Here is a 26,091-nt window from a genome sequence, read left to right on the forward strand (position 1 = left end):
GTTTTTTGTCTTTATGTATTTTCGCCGATGAACAGCTTACCCGCGAATAATCCAGAGTGGTTAATAAAAAAAATAATAAAAAAGGGAGGAACTATTAGTTTTTATGACTATATGAACTTGGTTTTGAATGATCCAAATAACGGATACTACGGAAGTGGTAAAGCTAATTTAGGATCTAAGGGGGATTTTGTTACTGCACCATCGATGTCTGATGACTTTGCTTTTTTCTTATCGAAACAAATTTACCAATGGTTGATTCAAGTGAAAAGCAAATCAGTTTCTTTTGACAATCTATCTGTTCTTGAGTTCGGAGCAGGAGACGGAAGCCTTATGAGTGGACTTCTTCATTATTTATTTATTTATAACAAACAATTTTTTAGCAATGTTTCTTTTATCATTATTGAACCTAATAAAGGAATGATAAATAAACAGAAAGAGAAATTAGAAAAATATTTAAATTTGGGTTTTAATATTATGTGGAGAAGCTTAGAAGAGTTAGAAGATAAAAGTTTAAATGGCGTTATCCTAGCTAATGAAGTACTTGACGCTTTGCCAGTAGAAAGATTAATAAATTTAAAGGGTAAAATTTATCGTCAAGGAGTGTCTTTAGATAAGGAAACGGGACGATTATTTTTTAAAGAAATTAAAATTTCAAAAGAGTTAGAAAAAAGTATAGTTTTTGCAAAAGAAAATTTAAATATTTATATTCCTCCTAAGGATGCTCCTGAAGGATGGACTACAGAATGGCATACAGATAATAAAAGTTGGTTAAAGGCTGTTTATGAAAAAATTAATAATGGAATTCTACTTGTAATTGACTACGCCAAAGAGGCTAAAAGATATTATTCATTGAGTAATAATAATGGAACATTAATTTCTTATAAAAACCAAAAAATTATTGAAGATGTTTTTGAGTCTCCAGGAAATTGTGATTTAACTTCTCATATTTGTATTGAAAGTTTAATTTATGATTCTGAAACTTTAGGCTTTGAAACTATGGGTATAGTCAAACAAGGCGAGGCACTATTGTTACTTGGTTTGGCAGAGAGACTTTTTGAAATTCAGAATGAACTAAAGGATGATATCTCGAAGGCTCTTTCAAGAAGAGAAGCGTTATTGAGATTAGTTGACCCAATATGTTTAGGAGATTTTAAATGGTTTGTTTTTAGTAAATTTAAGAACAAGAAAATAAAAATAAAATCAAGATGTATTAGCTAATCGAAATATTTTAAGAATTGTGACTCTTTTATATCATTAAAAATATCAACTTCTCCAATCCCTTTAGGTAGAATAAACCTCATTTTTCCATCGCGTACCTTTTTATCACCCATTAGTATTGTAATCACATCATGCTTTTTGATTTTTGGAGTTTGTGTTGGTAGACCATAACTTTCAATGAGTTTATCTTGTCTTAAAGAATCCTCTTTTAACCATAAATTTTTTTCTGTAGAAATATCTCCTGCAATTTTCATTCCAATTGATATTGCTTCGCCGTGTAGATACTCTCCATATCCACATAAATTTTCTATTACATGACCAAATGAATGCCCATAATTTAATATTGCTCGAATTCCATTTTCTTTCTCGTCTTTGGAGACTATATATGACTTTGTTCTAATTGACTTGTTGATAATTTTTATTAATGATTCGTTGTCGAGATTGAGAATTTTTTCTCTATTTTTATCAATTTCTAAGTATTCAAATAGTTCTTTATCTTTTATCACTCCATATTTGATAACTTCTGCCATGCCTGCTTTAAATTCTCTTATAGGAAGAGTTTTTAGAGTTTCCGGATCAATAAAAACTGCTTTGGGTTGATAAAAAGCTCCTATTAGATTTTTACCTTTTGGATGATTAACAGCTGTTTTCCCGCCTACCGATGAATCAACCATAGATAATAGTGTTGTCGGAATCTGAATATAATCAATACCTCTTAACCATGTAGCTGCAGCAAAACCAGTTACATCGCCTACAATGCCTCCCCCTAGTGCAATCAGCAAGGCATTTCTGTCTAACCCAAACTCAAAAGCAGCATCATATATCTCTCTTAAACTTGCCAAATTCTTATAAGATTCTCCTGCTTTAATATTAAATATTTCAGCACTAAAATTATATTTTTTTAAATCATTAAGAAGTTTACTCCCAAATAAGTTTGAAATTTCTTTATTAGAAACTATTAGTATTTTTCTATTATTGTTTATCCCAATTTGGGTTAGCTCTTTCCCAATGCTGTTTATGATTCCTTGTCGTATTGTAACTTCATATGAATTATTACTTAAAGGAACTATAATTTTGTTCTTATTCACAATACATATCCTGGAAGAGTTTTTTATTAATATTAAAATTTTATTTTTTTATTCTAACCTCATGGTGACTTAAAAATTAGATTAAAATAATCTGTTGTTAAGAATTAAAAATCATAATAAGATCATCATATGACTCAAAAAAGAAATATAAAAAATATTAGTAAAAATTATTCACTAGGAATAATTGGAGGAGGTCAATTAGCCTTAATGCTTACTGAAGCGGCAAACAAAAGAGGAATAAAAGTATGCGTTCAAACTAAATCTTCCAATGACCCAGCAGGCTCAAAAGCAGATTGTGTTATTGAGGCTGATCCTCTTAAGATAAAAGGAAATAAGGATCTAATTAAAAAGTGCGAAAAAATTATTTTTGAAAATGAATGGATTAGAATCGAAAAATTAAATTTAATTGAATCTAATAATATTTTTGTACCAAGCCTGCAATCGATTCAACCTTTGGTAGATAGAATTTCTCAAAAAAAATTAATAGAGAAAATGGGCCTGCCCTCACCAAGATGGATTTCAATAAAGGATTTTAAAATTCTTGAGCATAAAGAAATTGAGGATTGGAATTTTCCCTTAATGGTTAAATCTCTTAAAGGAGGATATGACGGTAAAGGAAATAAAAAAATTAATAACAAAGAAGATTTGAATTCCTTTTTGGTTGGAGCGGAATCAGACGATTGGCTAATTGAAGAATGGATTGACTATAAAAAGGAGCTTGCTCTGGTTGGATCAAGAGATTTTGATGGCAAAATAAGGCTATTTCCCATTGTTGAGACATTTCAAAAAAATAACGTTTGTGATTGGGTTTTGTCTCCAGCTGAAATTAATTATGACTTGAAAACTTTTGTGATTAATATTTTTTCCTCAATAGTAAATGAACTCAATTATGTTGGAGTAATGGGAATTGAATTCTTTTATGGTGATAAAGGACTATTAATTAATGAAATTGCCCCTAGAACTCATAATTCTGCTCACTTTTCTATAGAGGCTTGTACTTCAAGCCAGTTCGATCAATATATTTGTATATCTTCAGGTGCCAAGCCCCCAGATATTAATTTGAATTCTCATGGCTCCTTAATGATAAATTTATTAGGTTTGAAAAAAGATTTCCCTTTGTCAATAGAAAAAAGGATAGAGTTTTTAACACAAATTAAGGGGTCTAACCTTCATTGGTATGGAAAATCTAAAGAAAGTGTTGGACGGAAAATGGGTCATATAACTTTTTTACTGAATGAGAATAATTATTTGAAAAGGAATGAAAAATCAAGAGAAATATTAAATAAGGTAAGAGAGATTTGGCCATCTCCAAATGAATAAAAAAATAAGTTAATATTTAAGTACTGGATCTTTGGTTAAGTTCTTCTTTATGTGCTCTGATCTGACTCTTTTTCGACTTGAGGAGACTGTCGTGATGTAGACGTAAACCAATCATGTAATTGGAAACGAAAACCCACTTTGACTCCTCTTCTGGCTTTCCCAGGTCGACGCTCAGAGGACTGACGGGGATTCGGTGTAAAGGCTTAGGACTGTTGTTGTAACAGCGTTCTGAGCCTTTCTCTATTTCCATGATGTAGAGATGTTTTTCCATCATCTCTAATAGAGGATATAAAAAAATATTTCTAGTAAGTTATCGAATCACTTACTCCATGAGAATTGGAACTATCCTGACATATATGCTTTGTTTAGAAGTATGAATGATTTCCACAGCTTTCGAGTTCCGTTCATGGCTTCCCTTGAATTATTTTAAAAAGTCTTAATTATTTACTGAATATTTACACATACCTGTCTTGAACCTCAGAGTTGCTTATGTCGTGTAAATTTTATACCAAAACTCTAAAAATTATTGATCAAAGATTAGTTTTGAATTCTCCCGAATTAATAAGATTATTTATTAAGTGCTCTTTTTCTGATTTGAGATTTTCTAGTGCTGAATTAGTAAATTGTTCTTTCGCTTCAAATCTTGGTGTTCTAGCTATCTTTTTAGTTGGGAACTTTTTATATGACTTTAATTTCATTTATCTAGTTTGTAGGAATCTGATATTACATGATTCAGAAGCATTTTAAGGTACATACTTTTACAAAATATTAGTTAATTTTTGTAATCCACAGGTTGTTAATATTAACTAACAACCCTGTGGAAAAAACTGTTGAAAAGTAGTCAACAAGAAAAATTTTCAAAAGGAATCATTATGATAATTCACTTCCTTTTTTATTTTTTAAACTAATTTTGAAAATAATTATTTTTAATAAATAGAAGTGTTAAAAATAATTTTATAGAAGAGTGGTCACTTTATTTAATGGATTAAATTTGATGAGAAATAATTATTTTGTAGCCGAAAAATTTATAGGATTCAAAAGATTTGTATGGATTAATTTTTCAATTACTTTTGAAATTAAGTGATTATAAAAAATAAAAACTCATAAGATTCAATTATTTGTTTTTGATTATTTTGAAAAAATATTTTTAAAAATTTTTGATCTAAAGCTTTTTAAATGATAGGTTAATTAAAATAGTAGCTGTATTACATTAGAGCTAAATTATTGATATCAATACTTTATAAAGCTCTTATTCTTTTATTAATCATAAAGATTTAAATAGAAAATAAATCTAATTAATAAAAAATTTATTTAATCCAAGTTTGAGCTCCATTTGGAGAAGTTAACCATCTCCATAGATTTAGTGGAAGAGGAAGAGCAGGACTGGACCACTCTAGCGGATTAGTTTTCCACCAATTAGGTGGGACATAAAAAACCTTTGCTGCAGGAGTTAATATATTAAACATAAGAATAAAATTCAAAAAATATATTAATTTTTCATTACTCCATTTACCAATGTCTTTTATTATTAACATAGAAACTGGTATTAGTGGATAACAAAAAGATATTGATCTCCCTATATCTGCATTTATAGCAATAACCAAGGATGAAAGAAGTATAGGGATTAATAATGAATAGAAAATAATTATTTTTTTATGTCTAACACAAATTGTTAAAGCAACTAAAGGTAAAATCCATAACCATCTAAATCCTAGGAAAATAAGGAAAATAAACTGAGGCCATTTAGATGGATTTAAAACTATAGGAAGGAAATAATCATTTAAAAGGCTAATAAATAATGAATGTTCTTTTTCTATACCCGGACCTATATAACCATTGATTAATGCGAACTTGAATAAAAATAAGATTAATATTCCTATACCAAAAGCAAATATTGATTTGTATAAGTTTAATTTTTGTCCCTCTTTTTGATCCGTAAGATGCCACCATAACAAAAGAAAAGGTATCGATAGAATAAATCTTTCGTCATTAAAACTTCCTATAAAAGTACAAAAAACAATAAAAAAGTAATTCCTTTTAAGTAAAAGTATCGATATTGGTAAAAAAGTAAGTGAATCAGGATGTCCCCAATGGGTATTTGTCCATTGAGTAACCATTGAGGTTGAGATGGCAAATGTACCAGCAATTGATAAGCCTTTGCAAAAATATTTTCGTAATGCACAATATAAAAATGAAAGAGTAAAGATTAGAGCTGAATAAGCTATTCCAGGACTTCCTAATAAAGCCAAAAAATCTCTTCTTTCTCCACACCATCCAAGAAGATTAGCTATTGATGGCTGCAAAATTCTTGTATAAAGTTGATGTCTTTCAACTCCTATCAAGTGACGTGTAAATGGATCAATACACTGCAACAATAAATTATCTCTTCTTGTGGTACCAGAATCTTTACCCAAAAAAAGAATAAATCTAGGCGAATAAAGGAAAAAACTAAGTAACCAAGATATTAATCCAACAAAAAAACAATGTAAGGAATATTTTATTTTAGTAAAAAACATCTTTTAAAAACTATTTAATTTTAATTTAATAATTGAATTGAGAAATTTATCAGAAAATTATGATTATTACTAATTTAATGAAAATCAAAAAATAATAAATTTGTGATAGTTTAAAATATAATTTGCTAGATTAACTAATTATTAATCAAAATGGAAGTGGAAAAAATATCATATGCAAAAACTGTTTATGGTAAAGAAGAAATTAATGCTGTTATAAAATGCCTTAATGAGTCCACCCAAATGGGAAAGTATGCTAGAGAGTTTGAAAAAAATATTGCAAACTTATTCAGTAAAAAATATTGTGCATATCTTAATTCAGGTTCCTCCGGCTTATTTCTATGCATTGACGCCTTGGATTTCCCGGAAGGTAGTGAAGTTATAACTCCTGCATTAACATTTTCAACAACTGTGGGTTGTTTGATTAAAAATAATCTGATCCCTAGTTTTGTTGATGTTGAACCGTTAACATTTTGTATTGATGCAGATAAAATTGAAGATCAAATAACTCAAAAAACAGTCGCCATATTGGCTCCAAATCTATTAGGTAATCTATGCGACTGGCCAAAGATAAGAGAAATAGCAAATAAACATAATTTAATAGTTATTGAAGATAGTGCTGATACTATTGGATCAACTATAGATAATGTAAATACTGGGAGATATACAGACATATCAATAACAAGCTTCTATGGTTCTCATATTATCAATTGTGCAGGTAATGGAGGAGCAATTGCTTTAAACGACGAAAGAACTTTTAAGAAAGTTAAGTTGTTGCGCTCATGGGGGCGGAGCTCATCATTATTCGATGAGAGTAACAGTGAATCAATTGAGAATAGATTTAATATCGATTTAGATGGTATTGAGTATGATTCCAAATTTGTTTTTGAAATGGTAGGTTACAATCTTGAAGGTAGTGAAATAGGAGCTGCTTTTGGATTAGAACAGTTGAAGAAACTATCTCAAAATATTCAAACAAGAAATAAAAATTTTATTAGGCAACAAGAATTCTTTTCTAAATACCATAACTATTTCTCAACCCCAAAAGAGTTACCTAATTCAAAAACTGCTTGGTTAGCTTATCCAATCTTAATAAAAGAGAATGCACCATTTTCAAGAAGAGACTTACAAATATATCTAGAAAAAAATGAAATTCAAACTAGAGTTGTTTTTACTGGAAATGTATTAAGACAACCAATGTGCAAAGGAATTAAAAAAAAGATAGATAAAAGAGGGTATCATAATTCAGATAATGTTATGAAAAATGGTGTTTTATTACCTGTTCATCATGGATTATCAGAAAGTATGTTTATAAGATTGCATGAGACAATTGAAGATTTTCTGAAAATGAATAAATGTTATGCGCTTTAAGAAATATGATTCCATCAGTGAGATATTATATTGGGGCATACCTTATTAACTTAACTTAAATTGAAAGCTATAATTCTTGCTGGAGGAATGGGTACTAGGTTAAGTGAAGAGACTCTCATAAAGCCAAAGCCCATGATTGAGATAGGAAGTAGACCTATACTTTGGCACATAATGAAGATATACAGTTTTTATGGTATTAATGAATTCATAATATGTTGTGGATATAAGGGCTTTCAAATAAAGCAATACTTTGCCAACTATTGGATTAATGAAAATGATATTACTTGTCATATTGATCAGAAAAAAATTGAAATTCATGAAACAAAAACTGAATCTTGGAAAGTTACACTTATCGATACAGGTGAATCTACTGAAACTGGTGGCCGATTAAAAAGAATTGCAAAATATCTCAATGACGAAGATGTTTGTATGACTTATGGTGATGGTTTATCAGATGTGAATATCTCTGAACTTATTAAATTTCACTTTGCTCATAATTTACCGGCTACTATAACCTCTGTTAGACCTCAAGCAAGATTCGGAGCATTAAAAATTGGGGCTGATGGTACTACCGTAGAAAAATTCAACGAAAAACCAATTAGTGAAGGTGGGAGAATAAATGGAGGATTTTTTATTTTAAATTCAAGGGTTTTTGATGAAATAGATTCAGACGAAACAAAATGGGAGCAAGAGCCTCTTGTTAAATTGGCACAACAAAAGAAACTAAAAGCATTTACTCATAATGGATTTTGGCATCCTATGGATACATTAAGAGATAAGAATTATCTAAATACATTATGGAATGAAAATAGAGCACCTTGGAAAATATGGTAAATATAAACTTAGATTTTTGGAAGGACAAGAAAGTAATCATTACTGGACATACTGGTTTCAAAGGAAGTTGGCTGCTTATTTGGCTTATTACACTTGGTGCTGAAGTTTATGGAATATCTATTTCAGAAGGAGAAGAAAGTAACTTATTTAATTCTATAAAAAGAAATATATCTAATAAATTTGATCATAAATTAATAGACATTAGAGATTTAGGAAAAGTCTCTAACGCTATCTCTCAAATCAAGCCAGATATAATAGTTCATATGGCTGCTCAAGCATTAGTACAAGAAAGTTATAAAGATCCGATAACAACTTGGTCTACAAATCTTATGGGTACCATCAATTTATTAGAAAGCGTTAGCAAAATTAAGAATCATTGCGCTTTAGTTTGCGTCACAACAGACAAAGTTTACGAAAACAAAAATTGGTGTTATGGATATAGAGAGAATGATAACTTAGGTGGTGCAGATCCTTATAGTGCAAGCAAAGCGGCTGCAGAAATAGCTATTAAAAGTTGGAGAAAAAGTTATTGTGGAGAAAATAATTTCGAAATATCTAACCTTGGAATTGCGACAGCAAGAGCAGGAAATGTTATTGGGGGTGGAGACTATGCTGAAAATAGATTAATTCCTGATTGTTATAGAGCATATGTCAAAGAAAATATAATTAAAGTGAGAAATCCTAATTCAATTAGACCATGGCAATTTGTACTTGAACCATTGTACGGTTACCTTTTATTAGCTGAAAGACTGTATCTAGATCCTAAAAACTATTCATCAGAATATAATTTTGGTCCGAATAATGACAGTAACAAGACTGTCTTAGAAGTTGTTAAGCACATATCTTCTTGTTGGAAAGTTAGTTATGCTGTTCAACAGGAAAATGATTTTTTTCAAGAAGCAAATATATTAAATTTAGATGTATCTAAATCAAAACAAGTTCTGCAATGGGAACCTATATGGGACTTTGAACAGTCCTTAAATAAGACAGTAAATTGGTATAAAAATATAAAGTTAGGAGGAGATCCATATAAAGAATGCTTGAATAATATAAATTCTTTTCAAACTGAAAATTAATTTATTAAAGTCTTTAATTTTTATAAATTAGAATTATAGATAAATTAATAATTTATCCTATGAAATTATTTATAACTGGTGCGAATGGGACTATTGGCTCTGAATTATGCAAAATTTGTTATTCAAATAAAATTTTCAATAAAATATTTCTTAGAAAAAATAGTATATGTAATCATAAACTGTATAAAGAAAAGTTAGTTCTTGATGATATATCTGAGGTTAATTTTGAAGAATTAAGAGGAACTGATGTTTTTGTCCATCTTGCTTCAGCTGGAGTTGATCAGACTAAAGAAGCTGATCCTAATGAAATTTTTGATTTTAATGTTTTAAAGTCATTAGAATTACTTTTAAAAGCAATAAAGGCAGGGGTAAAAAAATTCATCATAGTAGGTAGTTTTTTTGAATACGGGAAAACAGCTAATTTAACAAATAAAGATATTTCAGTTACAGATCCATTAATACCAACGAGTATTTATGGGGCAAGCAAAGCTGCATTTACTAGTGCCTGTATTGGGCTAGCGTATTCATATGGTGTATCCGTTTATATTCTTAGACCGTTTTATGTATATGGCGAAAACGAATCTAAAAACAGACTATATAAAAGCTTATTAAGTAAAATAAAAAGTGGAGAAGATTTTCATTTAACTGAAGGCTCTCAAATTAGAGATTTTTCAAGTAGTGAAGAAATGGCAACTTTGATTTTTGAAGAGATATTTAAAATTTACAAAGAAAATGAAAAGAAACTTAAAATAAAAAATCTAGGTAGCGGAAGATCAATGTCAATTTATGAATTCGCTAAAAAAATTTGGATAGAAAATAAAGCAAAAGGAAAACTAATAAAAGGTTCTTTGCCCTATAGAAATAATGAATCAATGCGAAGTGTGCCTAATCTTGAACTAATTTTTGAAGATGATATTAAATAATATTTATTATTTTGAAATAATTAAATTTCATTTTTCTAAAGTTTTGAAAACAAGATTTTTCAGAATTTACTCTACTAAGTTAGAAATTTAGACAAAATTATAAATTCTAATAAGATAAAAGTATCAAATATAAATTTGAATATGGAAAATGCAATTAATATTCAATTCATCATTCCAACCTATAACGAGGAACACAACATAAATTCTTTATTTGATACGTTATCGATAATGAAAAAAGAAGTAGAAAAACAATATCTCTCAGATAAGTTTAATTGGTCTTTGTTAGTAGCAGATAATGCAAGTAATGATAAAACACTTGAAACTCTGGATTTCAATGGTAAGAAGTTTGAAAATCTAGAAATTCTTCCATTCTACAAAAACTATGGATTTTCTTTTTCTACTTCATATCTACTGCACAAATCTTCAGGAGATATTTGTATCCTCATTCCTGCTGATGGACAAATACCTATTGAAATTGTTATTAGAGGAATAGTTAATTCTATTGATAGCAATACCAATACTTTATTTGTAAGGGCCCCAGAAACTAAATCAAATTATCTTGGGATAAATATCATTAATAATTTCAAAAAATTGTTTTATTTGATGATAAATAAGTTTAATGAGGAAACTCCAAAAGGTTTTTTTGGAATGGGAGTTTATTTGGGTAATTCCTTAAAACCTGTTAGAGAACTACCTAAAGGTTTTGTTCCTTTTCAAATCAGAACGGTTTTACCTTCTTTGTTAGAGGATTACTCCATACTAAAGTTTAGAGAATTAGATAGAAGTCAAGGGAAAAGTGGGTTTAATTTATCAAGCTATGCAAACGAAGCATTATCTATATTAATTAGATCTGAATATATAAGCAGATATGCCGTGAAATTTATAATTTTGTCAATTTTCTTCCTTTTGTTTGCAGGTAGCTTAATTGTTTTCCTAATAAAGTTATTTATTCCTGGAGCTATTATTCCAGGTTTCACAAGTATAATATTGCTTGTTTTAACATCCTCAATGTTAAACATCATTAGTATTTACTTTATTGCAATAAGATTAGAAAAAATATTATTAATGCCCTCAAATTATTCACCTAGAATAAAAAAAATAAAATAAGGGCTTTTAAATTTCTAAATAAGATTAATGAAATTCATCATTTTTTATTTGCTCTATTGGCAATCTTAGGAATTTTCTTTAATTATCTTTTATCTAACTAAAAGAAATGATTAATAAACAAAGGTTTTAGTTTTGCCCAAGAAATAAACTAAATCATCCCCATTCCCAAACTAATCGTTTCTATTTCAATAGCGCCATGTTGAAAAAAACTTTACATTAAGCCTGATTATTGTTTGAATCATCTTAATGATATTTGTGGGGGTTGATCTATATAGAAAATTCTGTAATAATTAGAATCCCCATCACCTAGGCTCGGCATACAATGCAAGAGTCTTTTTTTTTTTTTTTATTACTAGGTTTACTACATTAACAAAGAATTATCTTCATTATTAAACTTACTTGAGAAAGTATAAATTCAATACAATAAAAATTTAAGGAATGACAATTAACTATATACTCACAGTTAGGATTTTTTTGTAACATAATAAGTTTACATAAAGTAATAATTAGATGAAAAAACTTTTACCTTTCATTGCATTTGCCTTTACTACTGCCTTTACTTTGACGAACAGTACACCTGTAATAGCAGCTGGTTGTAACGGTCATTTTAATAAAAGTGACATAAAAGAGTGCGCTGAAAACGACAACGAATGTCAAACTAAAAAAGCAAAAAAGAATAAGTTAAGTAAAACGGTCAAGTCATAAAAATGACTTCACTTAATTTATTCATATACTCTGCTCCAAAAGACTTAACTGATTTCATTTTCTTCTTAGTGATTGGTTATACCGCAGGCTCACTAGGTCTTATTTAAAAAATGATGAGTACTAATTCTTTCTTTCATATATTTGTAAGCTCAATATTTATCTATATAATGGCTTGTTTATGGCGAGACCTCATTAATCAGAAAGTTAACATCTAAAAATTAATGTTTGTTAGTAAAAATAAATTTAAAAGTCAATATAAGACATTCTTTCGGATAAACTCCTAAAAGCTCTTCACAAAGAACTACAGTGAAAAGAAATATAGGATAAATATCTTACTTGTCAAAAAAAATTAAATCTTCGGATAATTTCCCTTGGGATAATCAAATTGGTAATGATAATTACCAAAAAGAACCTTGGATTCTTAATAAAGGTAAAGAGTATGTCACTATCAAAAAAAATTATGATAACAAAGGATTCTTTTATGTTCAAAAAAACGAAGAGAAACTTCTATCACTAAATCCTTTACAAATCAAATCAACATATAATCAATTAATTGAGTTTGGTTATAAGCTACGAAAAATAAAAATATAATTTTCATACTTCTAAACTTAATCTTTAAGTTAAATTTTTTGTGAGTTGAAAATAGCCGTTCTTATGCAAAGAATATTTATCAAACCAAAGGTTTAGTAAATTATCAAGCCCGATTCCCGATAGATTTTTTTTATTCAGAATTTTATAGTCTGATAAGGCTAATAATAAGTAAGGAAAGATCATATCAGAAACTCCTGTTGGAAGTTTGTTTAAGGGGACACAGTGACCTTTTTCCCAAATTATTTGCATATCTTGAGTAAACAAAGAGCTCCAATTATTAAAATCACAATATAATTTTTCTGGAGGTAAAAGATTAATCTTTAATATCTGCGTCGGATAATTCATATTGGAAGGATGTAGAAATAAAGATTATAAAAACTTCTGAATATTTTACCTATTGTTAGAGAATAAGTATTAAATATTCGTCCTTAGAATTGAAGAATTTACATTAAAAATATAACTAAAAGTGAAGTACAGTGCAACACTTTGTCTATGATTCACTTGTTTTCATTCTTTCTTGGAATTGAAGAAACATGATGAATTTAGAGTAAATTTCATTATCTAGAGTCTGATCCTTCAATTCTTGAGAATTTAAATTATTCTCTTTTAGTAGTTTATTTTTGTACTTATTATCAAATTCGTTATTAACACGCTCAAACCTGTCTTGATTTATTTTTTTCCAATTATTATTTTTCTCATCAATATAAATAACAGGCGATATATTGAAAAGACCTCTTTTATATAATGCTTCTTCAACTAAAATATTAATTATTTTTGAATAACTTAGATTATTATCAACACTCAATTTATTGATTATTTCTAATACATCGTTTCTTGGTATGAAACCTACTCTTCTTTTTTTTGTGGGCATATTAAAGTTCAGCACTAAACTGTAATAAGTGTTGCACTGTATTCGAAGCAAGTCAATAATTCCACTTTTTATTCTACCTTTCACTATTTTATTCGGCCCATTTGGGTATCTTTATTACAAGTCAAAGGATGTACTGTCTTTAGTTGAAGGAGAGCAGTTAGATGCTCCTAAAAAGCAAATAGAAGGAGATTATTAATGCAAGTACTTGGAAGACTTATTTATCTAATAAAAATAAGTTAATTATTACTTACCAAAACCCATGAAGTAGGAATGCAAGCTTAGTAATAAAAGTATTGAAGAGCCAAGATACCAAACAAGGAACCAAGTGATGAAATCAATTTCACTTGACTTCTTCTTTTGCAATTTATCTAATATTTTTGGTAGATAATTAATATTGTATGTAGAGATTCTTAAAGACTTCATAATTAATTGTTTATTTTTAATGAAGCAAAAAAAAAATATCTACGCAAGTTTTTACTCTATTTCTTAAGAAGAATTCGAAATTTCATATATTAAAGTAAGAATAGAATTAACGATAAACAAAAAATTTTAAACCGTACAACTTCGTTTCATAACCGAACAAGTAAATACTTTAATCAGTAATTAATATGTAAGGTAGCTAATACATGCAGTTATGACTGTACATCAAGATTACGAAATAAAGATCAACATAAATGAGTTGATTGAAAAAAGGATTCCTTGTTGTGATTTATTACATCCAAATCATTGTCTAACAGAACAACAAGTTTCCGAAATAGCTCACGACATTCGAATGGACTTAAACCTTCACGACTTATATAAGCAAGTTGACCAGCATATTATGAATTACGTTAATGCAGCTGGTATTGATAATAAAGACCACTGGGTAGAACCCCATCTTCCTGATTTAGATAGAGATATTAAAGAAGAAGTTGGAATAGAATTTGATTGACTCCTTTGTTATTGAAAAAACTCTTTTTTCTCTAATAAATTGAATCAGCTATTTAATAGTAAAATCAACCATAATAAATAATATTTTTAAATGGGTTATAATTTCTTTATATACTCAACAAAACTATTCCCATAATTTGATAACAAATTTATTAGAAATAAAACTATCATCAATGTTTAAATCACCAAGATAAGAGAGCTTTTTAACTTATTATTTATAAACTTTTTTTATTACTTAAATACTTTCAGTTTTCAAAAAGGAAGTTTTTATAGAATTAATAAGTTTTTCTAAGCTTAATTAAGATAATTAATTTTAATAACCATAATAAGTTATGACCAAATTCAACTACAAACTACTACTTATTTCTAATGTAGTAATAAAATTAAAAAATGCTTAAATACTTTGCTTTAACACTAAATGAAATAGGAATTGGAAAATTAGAAATAATTGTGATAGGAATAGTATCTTTATTATTTCCAACATTATTCATAATTGCATCTAGAAATCTTGATGCAAAGGGTGTTTTTGATTGGATGATGGAAAAGCCAAATGATTGGATAGGTAGAAAGTAAAAATATATATATTATTTGAATGTTAATTTTTCTAATTCATATTCTGGGAAGTCAAAAATCTGACAATTATTCTCGAGGCTTAAAATTATATTTCTATTAAGAAGATCATAATCAATATATTGGTTCAAATTATTATTTGAAAATTCTTTATTAGTCTCACCAATTGAAAATTTTAAAGCCCCATCATTGGAAATTCCAAATTTAATTGAGTTGCAATATGTCTTTGAAAATTTTTTAGAAATCTTTAAAGTATAGTTTTCAATAGACTTTTGGGAAAACTCAATAGTATAAGCGGGGGTATCGAATGTAAATAAAAGGAATATAAGAATGATATTAAAAATATTTCTAAACATTGGAAGAAAAAATTCTTTCTAATTTACATTAAAGAGAGATAATTAACAATCTTATTTTTAAATATTAAAAATACTATATCTAATTCAAAATAAAAAAGGATTCTATTTGATTATAAATACCCTTATTGAATAGTTTAAGGCTTTATTGTGTTAGGTATTTTAAACTAAACGATTTTAGGAATAAGAAAAATTTTTTATTAAATAATATACATCCATTTTGATGTACAACAAATTTTAAAAAATAATTTCAAATCAAAATTCAATTTTTTATTCCAACATAAATTGTATTCTCAATCATTTAATCTTGAATGATCAAACATAACTAATAATACTTCTAAAAGGAATTTATAAAATCGAGTTAATACTTTTAAGAAACTCTCCTATCTTAAAAAACATTTGAGAATCAAATGACTAATTAAAAGGTTAAGAAGTGAATCATAAGATACTTGAAGGAAGCCTAAAAAATACTTTTTTTTCAAGGGTCTTGATGATTTAAAAAAATTTTTTCAAAGATTGCTACAAATGATAGAGAATTTTTCTTTTATCATAATTTGATTATTTACTTGAGTTATAGTTCCGAAAGATAACTTGCCAATTAAAAAAAGAGATTAGTTTATGGAAAATAAGCAAATTAATTTTTTTAAAGCTAAAGATATTAATACCGTTTTAAAACCTTATAAAAAGGGTACTGTAGTTAATATCGATAACTTTGAGGCGAGAGAAAGACAAAAAGAATTAAAGACAGGTTTATATGGATGGTATGCAATTTGCCCTTCAAATGTACTTAAGAAAAATAAGATTCATTATTTCTCCTTATTTGATGAACCTCTTCTTCTATTTAGAGACAATAAAAATAATGTAAGATGTATCAAAAATATTTGTCCCCATAGGGGGGCCTCTTTTTATGGTGGATCAATTTCTAATGGAGAATTAACTTGCCCATACCATGGAGCAAGATTCAGTTCTGAAGGTAATTGTCAGAATATTGATAGCATAACTTGTAGACATATTGTTGATAATAATTATGATAATTATGCTAAGAGGATACACTTATCTCAATACAAAACAGTAGAAGAGGATAACTACATTTTTATATATTTTTCCGATAAGTCTGAGATGGATTTGAATAATATTAAAGAAGAGCCATCAATTAGTAATTATGAATTAATTAGTAACGGATTTTCTATTGAAGACTCAGTATCAGAAGAGGTTTTAGTTGATTTTAAATGTGATTGGTCAAGAATAATTGAAAATCATTTAGATATTCTTCACATATTTTGGGTACATGGAGATACAATTCCAGATAAAGAAGTAAATAAAAATGTTTTGGTAAGTTTTAATCAGAAAATAAATATCAATCCAAATTATATTGAAAGCATATATTTCTATAAAAAAAATCCAACAAAAGAATTTATAAGAATAAAGTATATTCCTCCAGGAAGAATTTTAATTTATAAGGGAGATCCAGCTGTTTCAAGGTATGTTCAAGTGCTTGATCATATCCCCTTAGGCGAAAATAAAGCAAGAGTAATTGTTAGACATTACAGGAAATTTCTTAAAAACAAATTACTTAATAACCTAATATTGTTTAAAGAAAATCAAAAAAAGATTTTTTATAAAATTTTTAATGAAGATTACATGATTCTTAAAACCCAGACTTACAATCATAAGATGGGATTAATAAAAAATGATGAGATAAAACTACTTGGTGAAGATAGAATGATTAATTATTTCTGGAATTGGTATAAAAAATCGGAAGAAAAGGATACTCCATGGAAATATATAAATAATAAAGAACTTAACGTTTATGATGAAATTATATTTAAATATCCTCCCGAAATTAAGAAATTAGAAGTAATTAATAATATCAATATAATAAGAAAAGCATTTATAAGATATGCTGCCCCACTTATCTTTTTACTGCTAATAATATAACTTTGATGAAAAAAGTTAATAGACCAGCTTGGCTTAACTGGCTTTATCTTATGATATTTCTTTTAAGCTCAATACAGTTATTTATATTTTGGAGTAGCAAATTTAAGTGACTAGTGATTATTGGCTTGAAGCAAAAAATATTAATTGTTTTAAGAATGGATATGAAGTTGTCAAGGATTTAAATTTAAAACTGAAATATAGTGATAACGTGGTTTTGATTGGACCAAATGGGTCAGGGAAATCATCTTTATTAGAATTAATAAATAGAGATATTTATCCAGTTATTAAAAAAAATGTGGTTTTTAAATTATTTAATGAAGAGCTTATCAATATATGGGAACTTAGAAAAAAAGTTAGTATAGTAAATTCTGATCTTAAGACAAGAATTAACCCTAAGCTAAAAGTTTTTGATTTAATTATTAGTGGTTTATACGGCAAATACTGCAAAATAACTGATAAATCAAAAAAAGATTATTTATTAGTAGAAAACCTGATAAATAAAATGTCCATAATAAATTTATCTCAAAAATATTTTTCTCATTTGTCCGAGGGAGAAAAACAAATTGTACTAATAGCTAGAGCATTAGTAAAAAAACCAGATATTTTAATTTTAGATGAGCCAATTGCTAATTTAGATTTGAAATCAAAATTTTATGTGATAGATCAAATTAATGAATTAAATAAATTAAAAACAACAATATTTTGCGTAACTCACGATATTTCAATGATTACTGAAATGTATAACAGGATCATAATGTTGAAGGACAGAACGATAATTGCAGATGGAACTCAAAGTGAAACTATGATTAATAAAAATATAAATAATTTATTTGATATTAATATTGAACTTAGAAGACATAAAGAAACCTGGCATATTTACAGGAAATCTAAACAACGACTATCAAGAAAATAATCAAGGCAATTACAAAATAAATAAAATTTTTATTTTTAAGTGGAGAAAAAGATTTATTTCTAAAAGAAGAGGAACCACATTTAAAACAAACCATTCTGCCCCCTAATGATCTATCAGAAACAAGATCTGAGCTGCCGCAATTTAAACAGATTTTATTAGAATTCATTTCTTGTTTTAAAAAACTCTAGTCATCAATAAAATTATATTCAATAATTAAATGTAAAGAAAAACATCAGAACAAATAATGTAAATAAGAATTTATTGCAACAAGTGCAAAAATGACGCATAATTGATAATAATTCTCATTATCAAAATAAATTATGAATTTCCGCACTTATGGGGAGTTCTCATCTAAGACAGTAAGAATAATAACTGGTCAGTCAGTTCTTATAGATCCATCATCAAGACCAAAAGGTACCTGTCTTGAAGTCGAGAGTGGAATTGCAAGAGTATATTGCCCTTGCGAAGAAACAGAGGGTATGACTCTTGCTTTTTTACAGTCAGGAGATCAATTAAGAACCGATTTATTATGTAGTGAAGGGGTTTGTGTAGAAGCTTTAACCGACTTATCATTTCATAGTAATGTAAACATTTCTGAAAATATTGGATTTGATGCTGTTAATGAGTGGACTCTTCAACTCCTAAGAATTAGACATTTAGGCAATGCTGAACAAAGATTACAAGCTCTTTTCTCAATATTAGTAAACCGTTTAGGAAGAAGATGTGGTCAATGGTGTGAATTACCTTTTAGACTTACTCATGAAAGGATAGGAGAATTAATAGGGTCAACAAGAGTAACTTCAACCAGATTAATTTCTAAACTACGTTCATCAGAGTTGTTAATAGCACCAATTGGAACTCAGACAGTAAGTGTAGCCCCTTCTTTTATTGAATCCTCACCTCTATAAATAATTATGTATAGATCAGAATCTATAATCAATAACTTATTTCTAGAAGTTGATTCATTAAGTCTAAGGATTACTAATATTAAAAATGCTTACTACAACACCTTTCATGATGGATTGCGAAAGAGATTATTTAATGAGGATAAGAATATTACTCAAAGATTAAATGAGATATATTCAATAGCTAAAATGTTAAAACAGAGGACAAGTGAAAATATAAACTTTTCTAGTTTATTGGTAGAAAAATGTCAAAGAACTATTGAGCAAAAAAGAACAGAAAAGAATTTATTTTTTCTTTAATTCAGTATCAATCAAGAGAATTGCAGAAGGTTGATTCTCCGCAAATTTAACTTTTCCTAGTATATGAGCAAATTCATCTTCAGATTTTGTTTGGGCTTCAATAATCGGGTCAAGGAAAACATTGCTTCTCGTATCTGAAATTCTCTCTGCAATTGAATATAGCTGTTGTAATGAAGATGTTAAATCAGCCTCCATATTGAATGAATAAGATATTAAGTCTTCAATTGAATCCCATGTTTGAATTGGTGCAGGTAAATCTTTCAAGGTTACGGTTTGGCCACGAGCTATAAAATAATTAGCGAATTTATAGGCATGTTCCATCTCATCCTGAGCTTCACGGAGGAAGTAAGAGGCAAAGCCATCTAAATCTCTTTCTTGGAACCATAAGTAAATAGAAAAATATTGAACATTTGCATATCTTTCCATCGTTAGATGATCATAGAAGTTGTCCAGCAACTCAGCATCCATTTGCTGAGCAACAGCTCTTCCAGAAGGACCCAAATTAATTAATTTGTTTGCTTTTAAATTATTCTCAATCATTTTTATTTATTCATGTAATTAAATAATACAACATTTTGTATAATTTGGTAATTTAATGGAGATAAAAAATACATAATTCAATATGATAATGAATATCAATAGCAAAATTAATGAAATGAATTTTGAAAATGATTATCCTAATTTGCTATTTTTCAAAAAATATTATGAAAATAAAAAAAAGAAATGTAAAAAGAAAAAATGCTCAAACTGGAAGGGAGGCAAGTGTAATTGCCTATAAAAATTTCTAAATAAAAACTTTATGTGCTCCTGGATATATAAAACAAAAGCTATCTTTAGTAATACTTAAAAAACAATTGTCACCAACATTAAAACTATTATCTATATTCGTTTTTACCCTTAAAGTTTCACCTGAAAAAGCTAATTTATAAATAAAATACTCACCCAAGAATTCTTTTGAAACAATTTTCGCGTCACCATCTTTAGATTTTTGAATATCAATAAATTTTGGAGATATTGACATATATTTGAAATTTTTATTTTTTTTTAAATACGAAGTTTTTAATGATCCTAAGCAACACGAGTAAGAGTTTTCATTTTTTTTGAGTTTAAGAATATTGTTACCAAGAATGAAACTACTTACAAAAAGTGTTTTTGGGTTTCTTAATAGTTTTATAGGTGAGTCAACTTGATGTATTTTACCTTCATTCATTACTGCAACCTTATGGCAAATAGACATTGCTTCTTCTGGATCATGTGTGACCATTAAGCCACTAGCATTACAGTTTCTAAGAATATTTGGAAGCTCACTTCTCAATTTTAATTTTACGTGCATATCAAGACTACAAAATGGTTCATCTAATAATATAAAGTTAGCTCCAGGTGCTAGAGCTCTAGCAATAGCGAGCCTCTGTTTTTGTCCTCCTGATAATTCATGTGGATACCTATTAGTAAATTTATCAAGCCCAACAGTATTTATTAGAAAATTTACTCTAGATTTATTTTTTTTATCTTTTAAACCAAACATTGCATTTTCTAAAACAGTTAAATGTGGGAACAGTGCATAATCTTGAAAAACCATTCCAATATTTCTTCTTTCTGGAGTTAATATATTATTTCTAGTTGAAATTTCTTTGTTATTTAAAATAATTCTTCCTTTATAAGGATATTCAAATCCTGCTATTAACCTTAAAAGAGTAGTTTTCCCACAACCAGAAGGTCCGAGAAGACCTAATAATTCACCACTTTCAATTTTCAAATTAATTGCATTTAATATCCAATTTGAAATTTTTTGATTAGTATATTTATGATGTAGATCATCAATTATTAACGCCTCTTTTGTCACAAAAAAATTTTTTATCTAATTTTTTAAATTAGCAGAAAATATTCTTTCCCTATAGCACCCGTATAATTTTATACAGCCACTAAAATAAAATTAATGAAAAAGAGTGAAAGAGCAGAAATAATTCTTAAAGAACTAAATAAACTATATCCATCACCACCAATTCCTCTTGATCATACTAATGCATTTACTCTTCTTGTTGCAGTGGTATTAAGTGCCCAGTCAACAGATAAGAAAGTTAATGAATTAACTAAGAAATTATTCAAAGTCGCAGATACTCCGCAAAAAATGGTAGAACTTGGTGTTTCTAAAATTTATGAGTACATAAAACAATTAGGTCTATCAAACCAAAAATCTAAAAATATTTACCTTTTATCAAAATTAATAGTCAATAAATTTAATTATCAAGTACCTAATTCCTTCGAAGATCTTGAATCACTTCCAGGAGTTGGCCATAAAACTGCTTCAGTTATTATGTCTCAAGTCTTTAATATCCCCTCTTTCCCTGTTGATACACATATACATCGTTTATCTCAAAGATGGGGTCTTACAAAAGGAGATAATGTAAGGCAAACAGAGAAAGACCTTAAAAATTTATTTCCAATCTCAGAGTGGAATAAATTGCATTTACAAATTATCTTTTACGGAAGAGAATTTTGTACGGCAAGAGGATGTGATGGAACAAAATGCTTAATGTGCAGAACATTATATCCTAATAGAAAAAAGAAATTTGTATGTAAAAAGCCTTAAAATTTTATTATACTAACCATGTTTGTTTTAAAATTATGAGAATAGCAATTACTGGAGCTTCCGGTAAAACAGGTTACAGAATAGTCGAAGAAGCTCAAAAAAAAGGATTTAAAGTAAAGAAGATAGTTAGAAAAAATTCAAAAGTTATAGACGACTCTAAAAATACAGAAACGTTAAGATTTTCATTAAATAATAAAGATGCTTTAGATAAAGCTTTAGAAAATGTAGATGCATTAATAATTGCGACTGGAGCAAGAGCCTCAGTAGATTTAACTGGTCCTGCGAGGGTTGACGCTCTAGGTGTCTACAGACAATTGCAGAGTTGTAAAAGAGTTGGTCTTAAGAGAGTTGTATTAGTTAGCTCTTTATGTACTGGTAAATTGTTTCACCCACTAAACTTATTTGGATTAATTCTTATCTGGAAAAAGATAGGTGAGAATTTTCTAAGAAATCCATTTTTTGAATGGACAATAATTAGACCTGGTGGATTAAAGGAAAGCGAAATAATAGATTTAGAAAATATCGATTATACAAATGAGGATACTCAATTCAAAGGCTCTATTCCTAGAAGACTTGTAGCAAAATGTTGTATTGACTCACTAAGTAACAAACAATCTATAAATAAAATAATTGAAGTAACAAGTTCCAGTAAGAATAAAAAAATTTCTTTTAAAAAAGCTATGCAAACTATCTAAAAGATGTAAAAATAAACATAAACTATGAAGATAAGCCCAAAGATTGATGCATTGCAATTAATGCTCACTGACTTACGAACCAGAAATGAGCCCATAAGGCATAAAGCAGCATTTAAAGGGTGCCAACCTGAGTTTCAAAATCTTGTTTCTAGATTAATAAAACAGTTAGAAGATGAATTAAATACTGAAAAAGTTATTAATAGAAATAATTAGTTTTTAAATTTTATTTAAATGAATTTAAGTAATCAAATTGAGCTTGCTTTGAAAGTTCATCATATCCCCCAAAAAATTTATCATCTAAAAATATCTGGGGAAATGTTTCATGGTTGCTTAAAGAATTAACTTTTTGAAAGTCTTTATCATTTTCAATTAGGACCACTTCATGCGGAATAGATAATGAATCGAGTAATCTAAGGCTTCTTTTCGACCATGGACAACTTTTTAGAATATATGCTTTCACTCGAGCTTGTTTTTTTATTGAGTTTTGATTTGAAATATTAATAGTTTTGTTTTCAAAAGAGACTAATAATATATCAGTTCCTTTTTTAACAATCGAACCCTCCTCTAAATGCCCCCCTATAACATTACATCTCTCATCAGCGAAACTTAAATGGAGATGAACAACTCCTTTATTAAAATGTCCATTTAGAGATACTATTTCTAGATTACCTTCAAATATATTAACTTTTTGATCCCCAGGACACTGAATACAAGCCTTACTAAGATTGCCTACTACGCCGGAGACATACCCATATAGATTATTTAAAAATGAAAATTCTTTAATACAAATTATCAAATCAGAATCGGGACCTAGCTTTAAGCTATGAGGTTGCATTAAGGTAACTATAATGATCTAATAATATAAAATATGATGATAGCGGTTTGAAAAAGTTTTCAAATTCTTTAGGATTTTGTTAGAACCTAAAGTTAGACAAAAGTGTAAAAATTATTTTATAAAAAAAATTGTTAAACAAAAATAAAATTTTTAAAAGATTTTACTTAAATATTCCAAATATTTTGACAATATCTAGATTATTTCTAGTATTTCCTCTAATCCTATTTTTAGAACTAACCAAAACCAAATTTGTTTTTGCTTTAATTGTTCTTGGTGGAATAACTGATTATTATGATGGATTTTTTGCAAGAAAATTAAATTTAAAAACTAAGTTTGGAGCTATTCTTGACCCATTATCAGATAAAATATTTCTGTTAATACCATTAATATGGCTTTGTAAGATTAAGTTAATACCTTTTTGGTCATTATCAATAATATTATTTAGAGAATTAATAATATCTGCATTAAGAACAAGGATAAAAGATGGTTTGCCAGCCTCTCAGCTAGGAAAATATAAAACTGTTTCTTTCTTTATTTCATTATTATTATTTTTTCTACCATTTGAAATAGATTCATTTTCTAATTTAGGAATAATATTTTATTGGCTAGGGTTTATTTTATCTCTTATAACTTTAATAGATTATTTAAGAGCTAAAAAGAACTTTATCTGAGTTGTTATCAAATTCCTCGTCTTTTTTAAGATCATAATCATTAATAAAACTGTCTTTCAAACCTCTCAATAAATCAAATTTTGGTTCCCAATTTAAATCATTTTTTATTTTGGATATATCAGTTTGATAATGATTTAATCTTATCGGGAAATTCTTTCTTGATTTGGTATCTAATTTTTGAAAATCGAATTTATTTAAAAAAATATCTTTTTTATTTAAACCACAAACCTCTGCACACATATAAATTAAACCCTTGATAGTTACTCCTTTATTTCCAGAGCAGTTATATATATTATTTTTTGATTTTTCAAAATCTAAACACCTAATCATTACATCACTTAGATCGGAAACATGTCCTAACTGAGTAATCAAGGAACCATCAGCAGGAATCGGGATTGTTTTAAGATGAAAAAGTCTTTCAAAGAACCAATTTTCAATTTTATTATAATTTCCAGGACCATAAATATAAGTAGGTCTAAAACTTGTAAAAGGTATCTTTTGCTTAACTAACCAATTTTCAGTTTCGAATTTCCCTTTGTGTCTACTATTAGGGTCTAGGGGAGCATTCTCGGATAAAGGTAATTCATAATTATCTTTATAGACTCCAGCAGAACTAACATAGATATATCTATGGAAAGAATCGGCTAAAATCTCCATAAGAAGTTTAGTTTGTTCTAATTCACGACCAGATATATCGTAAATCACATCATATTTTTTATTTTTTAGTTTAAGTAAACTTTCAATGTTATTTCTATCACCTTTTATTAAATTTGTATTCTCAGGATTAGATTTATTGCCCCTTGTAAAGATATCAATATCATACTTATGATTGAGCAACTTACCTACCAAAGACTTTCCAACAAATCTTGTTCCACCCATTACAAGAATTTTCATATTTCAAAAGTATTAAACAAAAGTAGTAATCTTAATTAGAACTACATAATGAATAGTACTACTAAGAAGTAATTAATGAAAAGGATGAATCAATGAAATTAATTCCAGCAATAGATTTGATGAATGGTAAATGTGTAAGACTTTTTAAAGGTGACTTTAACAAGAGAAAAGACTTCTCTAGAAAACCTTATGAGCAAGCTAAATATTGGGAAGAACAGGGTGCAAAATGTATTCATATCGTTGATTTGGATGCCGCTAAAAGCGGATATCCATCAAATGATCAATCAATTAAAAAAATTGCCAAAGAAGTCAATATTCCTATCCAAATTGGAGGGGGTATAAGATCTTTAGAAAGGATTGAACAATTATTTTCATACGGTGTAGATAAGGTAATAATGGGTACCTCAGCTATTGAAAATAAAGAACTAGTTAAAAATCTATCAACCAAATTTCCAAGAAGAATAATTATTGGAATTGATGCAAAAGATGGGAAAGTAAGCACTAGAGGATGGATAGAACAATCAGATGTATTAGCCACAGATTTAGTAAAGGAATTTTCCAAGTTTGAAATTGCCAGTTTTATTGTCACCGACATCAATACTGATGGAACCTTAGAAGGGACAAATGAAGTTTTTATAAAAAAGATTCTTGAAATTACTGATATTCCTGTTATCGCTTCAGGAGGAGTAGGTGCAATTTCTGATTTATTGTCATTAACCAAATTTGAACATTTAGGACTATGTGGAGTAATAGTAGGAAAAGCACTTTATGAAAATAAATTTAAGATCAGTGAAGCTAATAACATATTATCTCCTGAAAGATTACAAGATATTCCAATTAATAAGGACTATTTCGCTTGAAAATACAAGAATTATTTATG

At 28.1% G+C, this 26,091-nt stretch carries 32 protein-coding genes and 1 other RNA gene; 21 read left to right on the forward strand and 12 right to left on the reverse strand.

What is annotated here, in order from left to right; all coding sequences use genetic code 11:
* Positions 1-27: 27 nt before the first annotated feature.
* Positions 28-1,218 (forward strand): SAM-dependent methyltransferase, encoded by a 1,191-nt coding sequence (locus tag P9515_RS03740; RefSeq protein ID WP_011820068.1) that lies wholly within the window; start codon positions 28-30, stop codon positions 1,216-1,218.
* On the opposite strand, the gene aroB is transcribed toward P9515_RS03740, so the two are convergent.
* Complete coding sequence (aroB, locus tag P9515_RS03745; protein ID WP_011820069.1) at positions 1,215-2,306, reverse strand: 3-dehydroquinate synthase; 1,092 nt, start codon at positions 2,304-2,306, stop codon at positions 1,215-1,217. The two genes, P9515_RS03740 and aroB, sit on opposite strands and share 4 nt — an antisense overlap.
* 129 nt (positions 2,307-2,435) lie before the next feature.
* On the opposite strand from aroB, the gene P9515_RS03750 reads away from it, so the two are divergent.
* A complete protein-coding gene (locus P9515_RS03750) occupies positions 2,436-3,626 on the forward strand; it encodes a 5-(carboxyamino)imidazole ribonucleotide synthase (protein WP_011820070.1) in 1,191 nt (396 codons plus the stop codon).
* Positions 3,627-3,643: 17 nt separating this feature from the next.
* Positions 3,644-3,827, forward strand: a non-coding RNA gene (ssrS, locus tag P9515_RS09305) — 6S RNA.
* 329 nt (positions 3,828-4,156) lie between these two features.
* Here ssrS and P9515_RS09630 read toward each other — a convergent pair.
* Both P9515_RS09630 and P9515_RS03755 read right to left on the reverse strand, forming a co-directional pair.
* Positions 4,157-4,324 carry a hypothetical protein gene (locus P9515_RS09630; protein WP_011820071.1) on the reverse strand — a complete coding sequence of 56 codons (168 nt, stop codon included), beginning with the start codon at positions 4,322-4,324 and terminating at the stop codon, positions 4,157-4,159.
* A gap of 609 nt (positions 4,325-4,933) precedes the next feature.
* Positions 4,934-6,040 (reverse strand): hypothetical protein, encoded by a 1,107-nt coding sequence (locus P9515_RS03755; RefSeq protein WP_144038778.1) that lies wholly within the window; start codon positions 6,038-6,040, stop codon positions 4,934-4,936.
* A gap of 252 nt (positions 6,041-6,292) precedes the next feature.
* Between P9515_RS03755 and P9515_RS03760 the strand changes: the two genes are divergently transcribed.
* The 7 genes from P9515_RS03760 (at position 6,293) to P9515_RS03790 (ending at position 12,746) form a co-directional block, all read left to right on the forward strand.
* Positions 6,293-7,510 (forward strand): DegT/DnrJ/EryC1/StrS family aminotransferase, encoded by a 1,218-nt coding sequence (locus tag P9515_RS03760; RefSeq protein WP_011820073.1) that lies wholly within the window; start codon positions 6,293-6,295, stop codon positions 7,508-7,510.
* A 60-nt stretch (positions 7,511-7,570) separates the two neighbouring features.
* On the forward strand, positions 7,571-8,344 hold the full coding sequence (gene rfbF, locus P9515_RS03765) for a glucose-1-phosphate cytidylyltransferase (protein ID WP_011820074.1): 774 nt from the start codon (positions 7,571-7,573) through the stop codon (positions 8,342-8,344).
* Positions 8,338-9,420, forward strand: coding sequence for a CDP-glucose 4,6-dehydratase (gene rfbG / locus P9515_RS03770; RefSeq protein WP_011820075.1), 1,083 nt, complete (start codon positions 8,338-8,340; stop codon positions 9,418-9,420). Before rfbF ends, rfbG begins: the two co-directional genes overlap by 7 nt.
* 59 nt (positions 9,421-9,479) lie before the next feature.
* Positions 9,480-10,343, forward strand: coding sequence for an NAD-dependent epimerase/dehydratase family protein (locus P9515_RS03775; RefSeq protein ID WP_011820076.1), 864 nt, complete (start codon positions 9,480-9,482; stop codon positions 10,341-10,343).
* Between the two features lie 141 nt (positions 10,344-10,484).
* Positions 10,485-11,450, forward strand: coding sequence for a glycosyltransferase (locus P9515_RS03780; protein ID WP_041710578.1), 966 nt, complete (start codon positions 10,485-10,487; stop codon positions 11,448-11,450).
* 561 nt (positions 11,451-12,011) lie between these two features.
* Complete coding sequence (locus P9515_RS03785; protein ID WP_225867104.1) at positions 12,012-12,155, forward strand: hypothetical protein; 144 nt, start codon at positions 12,012-12,014, stop codon at positions 12,153-12,155.
* A 336-nt stretch (positions 12,156-12,491) separates the two neighbouring features.
* Positions 12,492-12,746, forward strand: a complete 255-nt coding sequence (locus tag P9515_RS03790; RefSeq protein ID WP_011820079.1) for a hypothetical protein — start codon at positions 12,492-12,494, stop codon at positions 12,744-12,746.
* Positions 12,747-12,770: 24 nt separating this feature from the next.
* On the opposite strand, the gene P9515_RS03795 is transcribed toward P9515_RS03790, so the two are convergent.
* The 3 genes from P9515_RS03795 to P9515_RS09480 all read right to left on the reverse strand — a co-directional run bounded on the left by P9515_RS03795 (position 12,771) and on the right by P9515_RS09480 (position 14,040).
* Positions 12,771-13,091, reverse strand: a complete 321-nt coding sequence (locus tag P9515_RS03795) for a hypothetical protein (RefSeq protein ID WP_011820080.1) — start codon at positions 13,089-13,091, stop codon at positions 12,771-12,773.
* A gap of 145 nt (positions 13,092-13,236) precedes the next feature.
* Positions 13,237-13,617: a hypothetical protein gene (locus P9515_RS03800; RefSeq protein ID WP_041710579.1), complete on the reverse strand. Its 381-nt coding sequence runs from the start codon at positions 13,615-13,617 to the stop codon at positions 13,237-13,239.
* A 243-nt stretch (positions 13,618-13,860) separates the two neighbouring features.
* On the reverse strand, positions 13,861-14,040 hold the full coding sequence (locus P9515_RS09480) for a hypothetical protein (protein WP_011820082.1): 180 nt from the start codon (positions 14,038-14,040) through the stop codon (positions 13,861-13,863).
* Between the two features lie 211 nt (positions 14,041-14,251).
* Between P9515_RS09480 and P9515_RS03805 the strand changes: the two genes are divergently transcribed.
* Together P9515_RS03805 and P9515_RS03810 are read left to right on the forward strand one after the other, a co-directional pair.
* Complete coding sequence (locus tag P9515_RS03805) at positions 14,252-14,548, forward strand: hypothetical protein (protein WP_011820083.1); 297 nt, start codon at positions 14,252-14,254, stop codon at positions 14,546-14,548.
* A gap of 389 nt (positions 14,549-14,937) precedes the next feature.
* Positions 14,938-15,120: a hypothetical protein gene (locus tag P9515_RS03810; protein ID WP_011820084.1), complete on the forward strand. Its 183-nt coding sequence runs from the start codon at positions 14,938-14,940 to the stop codon at positions 15,118-15,120.
* An 11-nt stretch (positions 15,121-15,131) separates the two neighbouring features.
* On the opposite strand, the gene P9515_RS03815 is transcribed toward P9515_RS03810, so the two are convergent.
* Positions 15,132-15,473: a hypothetical protein gene (locus tag P9515_RS03815; protein WP_011820085.1), complete on the reverse strand. Its 342-nt coding sequence runs from the start codon at positions 15,471-15,473 to the stop codon at positions 15,132-15,134.
* A gap of 615 nt (positions 15,474-16,088) precedes the next feature.
* Between P9515_RS03815 and P9515_RS03820 the strand changes: the two genes are divergently transcribed.
* Positions 16,089-17,408 (forward strand): Rieske 2Fe-2S domain-containing protein, encoded by a 1,320-nt coding sequence (locus tag P9515_RS03820; RefSeq protein ID WP_011820086.1) that lies wholly within the window; start codon positions 16,089-16,091, stop codon positions 17,406-17,408.
* A 106-nt stretch (positions 17,409-17,514) separates the two neighbouring features.
* Entirely contained in the window at positions 17,515-18,321 is an 807-nt protein-coding gene (locus tag P9515_RS03825) for an ABC transporter ATP-binding protein (RefSeq protein WP_011820087.1), read from the forward strand.
* Here P9515_RS03825 and P9515_RS03830 read toward each other — a convergent pair.
* Positions 18,296-18,487, reverse strand: coding sequence for a hypothetical protein (locus P9515_RS03830; protein ID WP_011820088.1), 192 nt, complete (start codon positions 18,485-18,487; stop codon positions 18,296-18,298). The two genes, P9515_RS03825 and P9515_RS03830, sit on opposite strands and share 26 nt — an antisense overlap.
* Positions 18,488-18,641: 154 nt before the next feature.
* On the opposite strand from P9515_RS03830, the gene P9515_RS03835 reads away from it, so the two are divergent.
* Entirely contained in the window at positions 18,642-19,229 is a 588-nt protein-coding gene (locus P9515_RS03835; RefSeq protein ID WP_011820089.1) for a Crp/Fnr family transcriptional regulator, read from the forward strand.
* A gap of 6 nt (positions 19,230-19,235) precedes the next feature.
* Positions 19,236-19,526 (forward strand): hypothetical protein, encoded by a 291-nt coding sequence (locus P9515_RS03840; protein WP_011820090.1) that lies wholly within the window; start codon positions 19,236-19,238, stop codon positions 19,524-19,526.
* Here P9515_RS03840 and P9515_RS03845 read toward each other — a convergent pair.
* Both P9515_RS03845 and P9515_RS03850 read right to left on the reverse strand, forming a co-directional pair.
* Entirely contained in the window at positions 19,512-20,066 is a 555-nt protein-coding gene (locus tag P9515_RS03845) for a ferritin (RefSeq protein WP_011820091.1), read from the reverse strand. The two genes, P9515_RS03840 and P9515_RS03845, sit on opposite strands and share 15 nt — an antisense overlap.
* Before the next feature lie 244 nt (positions 20,067-20,310).
* A complete protein-coding gene (locus tag P9515_RS03850) occupies positions 20,311-21,369 on the reverse strand; it encodes an ABC transporter ATP-binding protein (protein WP_011820092.1) in 1,059 nt (352 codons plus the stop codon).
* 93 nt (positions 21,370-21,462) lie between these two features.
* Between P9515_RS03850 and nth the strand changes: the two genes are divergently transcribed.
* Genes nth through P9515_RS03865 form a run of 3 tightly spaced genes read left to right on the forward strand, consistent with a single transcriptional unit; the run spans position 21,463 to position 23,024 of the window.
* Positions 21,463-22,116 carry an endonuclease III gene (gene nth / locus P9515_RS03855; protein WP_011820093.1) on the forward strand — a complete coding sequence of 218 codons (654 nt, stop codon included), beginning with the start codon at positions 21,463-21,465 and terminating at the stop codon, positions 22,114-22,116.
* A 35-nt stretch (positions 22,117-22,151) separates the two neighbouring features.
* Entirely contained in the window at positions 22,152-22,811 is a 660-nt protein-coding gene (locus P9515_RS03860) for an SDR family oxidoreductase (protein WP_011820094.1), read from the forward strand.
* Between the two features lie 24 nt (positions 22,812-22,835).
* Positions 22,836-23,024: a hypothetical protein gene (locus P9515_RS03865; RefSeq protein WP_011820095.1), complete on the forward strand. Its 189-nt coding sequence runs from the start codon at positions 22,836-22,838 to the stop codon at positions 23,022-23,024.
* Positions 23,025-23,034: 10 nt separating this feature from the next.
* Here the strand turns inward: P9515_RS03865 and P9515_RS03870 are convergent, their stop codons facing one another.
* Complete coding sequence (locus tag P9515_RS03870; RefSeq protein WP_011820096.1) at positions 23,035-23,646, reverse strand: PCC domain-containing protein; 612 nt, start codon at positions 23,644-23,646, stop codon at positions 23,035-23,037.
* A gap of 128 nt (positions 23,647-23,774) precedes the next feature.
* Here P9515_RS03870 and pgsA point away from each other — a divergent pair, with 128 nt between their 5' ends.
* Positions 23,775-24,317: a CDP-diacylglycerol--glycerol-3-phosphate 3-phosphatidyltransferase gene (pgsA, locus tag P9515_RS03875; RefSeq protein ID WP_011820097.1), complete on the forward strand. Its 543-nt coding sequence runs from the start codon at positions 23,775-23,777 to the stop codon at positions 24,315-24,317.
* On the opposite strand, the gene P9515_RS03880 is transcribed toward pgsA, so the two are convergent.
* A complete protein-coding gene (locus P9515_RS03880; protein ID WP_011820098.1) occupies positions 24,291-25,211 on the reverse strand; it encodes an NAD-dependent epimerase/dehydratase family protein in 921 nt (306 codons plus the stop codon). The two genes, pgsA and P9515_RS03880, sit on opposite strands and share 27 nt — an antisense overlap.
* Before the next feature lie 92 nt (positions 25,212-25,303).
* Between P9515_RS03880 and hisA the strand changes: the two genes are divergently transcribed.
* Positions 25,304-26,071 (forward strand): 1-(5-phosphoribosyl)-5-[(5-phosphoribosylamino)methylideneamino]imidazole-4-carboxamide isomerase, encoded by a 768-nt coding sequence (gene hisA / locus P9515_RS03885; protein WP_011820099.1) that lies wholly within the window; start codon positions 25,304-25,306, stop codon positions 26,069-26,071.
* The last annotated feature ends 20 nt before the right edge of the window (positions 26,072-26,091 follow it).

It is taken from the genome of Prochlorococcus marinus str. MIT 9515, from assembly GCF_000015665.1.
Lineage (GTDB): Bacteria > Cyanobacteriota > Cyanobacteriia > PCC-6307 > Cyanobiaceae > Prochlorococcus_A > Prochlorococcus_A marinus_P.

What these genes read in the sequence shown, in the direction of transcription:
- P9515_RS03740 (WP_011820068.1), top strand. Translation starts at nt 28, where the DNA reads ATGAACAGCTTACCCGCGAATAATCCAGAGTGGTTAATAAAAAAAATA.
- P9515_RS03750 (WP_011820070.1), top strand. Translation starts at nt 2,436, where the DNA reads ATGACTCAAAAAAGAAATATAAAAAATATTAGTAAAAATTATTCACTA.
- P9515_RS09630 (WP_011820071.1), bottom strand. Translation starts at nt 4,324, where the DNA reads ATGAAATTAAAGTCATATAAAAAGTTCCCAACTAAAAAGATAGCTAGA.
- P9515_RS03760 (WP_011820073.1), top strand. Translation starts at nt 6,293, where the DNA reads ATGGAAGTGGAAAAAATATCATATGCAAAAACTGTTTATGGTAAAGAA.
- rfbG (WP_011820075.1), top strand. Translation starts at nt 8,338, where the DNA reads ATGGTAAATATAAACTTAGATTTTTGGAAGGACAAGAAAGTAATCATT.
- P9515_RS03775 (WP_011820076.1), top strand. Translation starts at nt 9,480, where the DNA reads ATGAAATTATTTATAACTGGTGCGAATGGGACTATTGGCTCTGAATTA.
- P9515_RS03780 (WP_041710578.1), top strand. Translation starts at nt 10,485, where the DNA reads ATGGAAAATGCAATTAATATTCAATTCATCATTCCAACCTATAACGAG.
- P9515_RS03795 (WP_011820080.1), bottom strand. Translation starts at nt 13,091, where the DNA reads ATGAATTATCCGACGCAGATATTAAAGATTAATCTTTTACCTCCAGAA.
- P9515_RS03800 (WP_041710579.1), bottom strand. Translation starts at nt 13,617, where the DNA reads ATGCCCACAAAAAAAAGAAGAGTAGGTTTCATACCAAGAAACGATGTA.
- P9515_RS09480 (WP_011820082.1), bottom strand. Translation starts at nt 14,040, where the DNA reads ATGAAGTCTTTAAGAATCTCTACATACAATATTAATTATCTACCAAAA.
- P9515_RS03805 (WP_011820083.1), top strand. Translation starts at nt 14,252, where the DNA reads ATGACTGTACATCAAGATTACGAAATAAAGATCAACATAAATGAGTTG.
- P9515_RS03810 (WP_011820084.1), top strand. Translation starts at nt 14,938, where the DNA reads ATGCTTAAATACTTTGCTTTAACACTAAATGAAATAGGAATTGGAAAA.
- P9515_RS03815 (WP_011820085.1), bottom strand. Translation starts at nt 15,473, where the DNA reads ATGTTTAGAAATATTTTTAATATCATTCTTATATTCCTTTTATTTACA.
- P9515_RS03820 (WP_011820086.1), top strand. Translation starts at nt 16,089, where the DNA reads ATGGAAAATAAGCAAATTAATTTTTTTAAAGCTAAAGATATTAATACC.
- P9515_RS03830 (WP_011820088.1), bottom strand. Translation starts at nt 18,487, where the DNA reads ATGAATTCTAATAAAATCTGTTTAAATTGCGGCAGCTCAGATCTTGTT.
- P9515_RS03835 (WP_011820089.1), top strand. Translation starts at nt 18,642, where the DNA reads ATGAATTTCCGCACTTATGGGGAGTTCTCATCTAAGACAGTAAGAATA.
- P9515_RS03840 (WP_011820090.1), top strand. Translation starts at nt 19,236, where the DNA reads ATGTATAGATCAGAATCTATAATCAATAACTTATTTCTAGAAGTTGAT.
- P9515_RS03845 (WP_011820091.1), bottom strand. Translation starts at nt 20,066, where the DNA reads ATGATTGAGAATAATTTAAAAGCAAACAAATTAATTAATTTGGGTCCT.
- nth (WP_011820093.1), top strand. Translation starts at nt 21,463, where the DNA reads ATGAAAAAGAGTGAAAGAGCAGAAATAATTCTTAAAGAACTAAATAAA.
- P9515_RS03860 (WP_011820094.1), top strand. Translation starts at nt 22,152, where the DNA reads ATGAGAATAGCAATTACTGGAGCTTCCGGTAAAACAGGTTACAGAATA.
- P9515_RS03865 (WP_011820095.1), top strand. Translation starts at nt 22,836, where the DNA reads ATGAAGATAAGCCCAAAGATTGATGCATTGCAATTAATGCTCACTGAC.
- P9515_RS03870 (WP_011820096.1), bottom strand. Translation starts at nt 23,646, where the DNA reads ATGCAACCTCATAGCTTAAAGCTAGGTCCCGATTCTGATTTGATAATT.
- P9515_RS03880 (WP_011820098.1), bottom strand. Translation starts at nt 25,211, where the DNA reads ATGAAAATTCTTGTAATGGGTGGAACAAGATTTGTTGGAAAGTCTTTG.
- hisA (WP_011820099.1), top strand. Translation starts at nt 25,304, where the DNA reads ATGAAATTAATTCCAGCAATAGATTTGATGAATGGTAAATGTGTAAGA.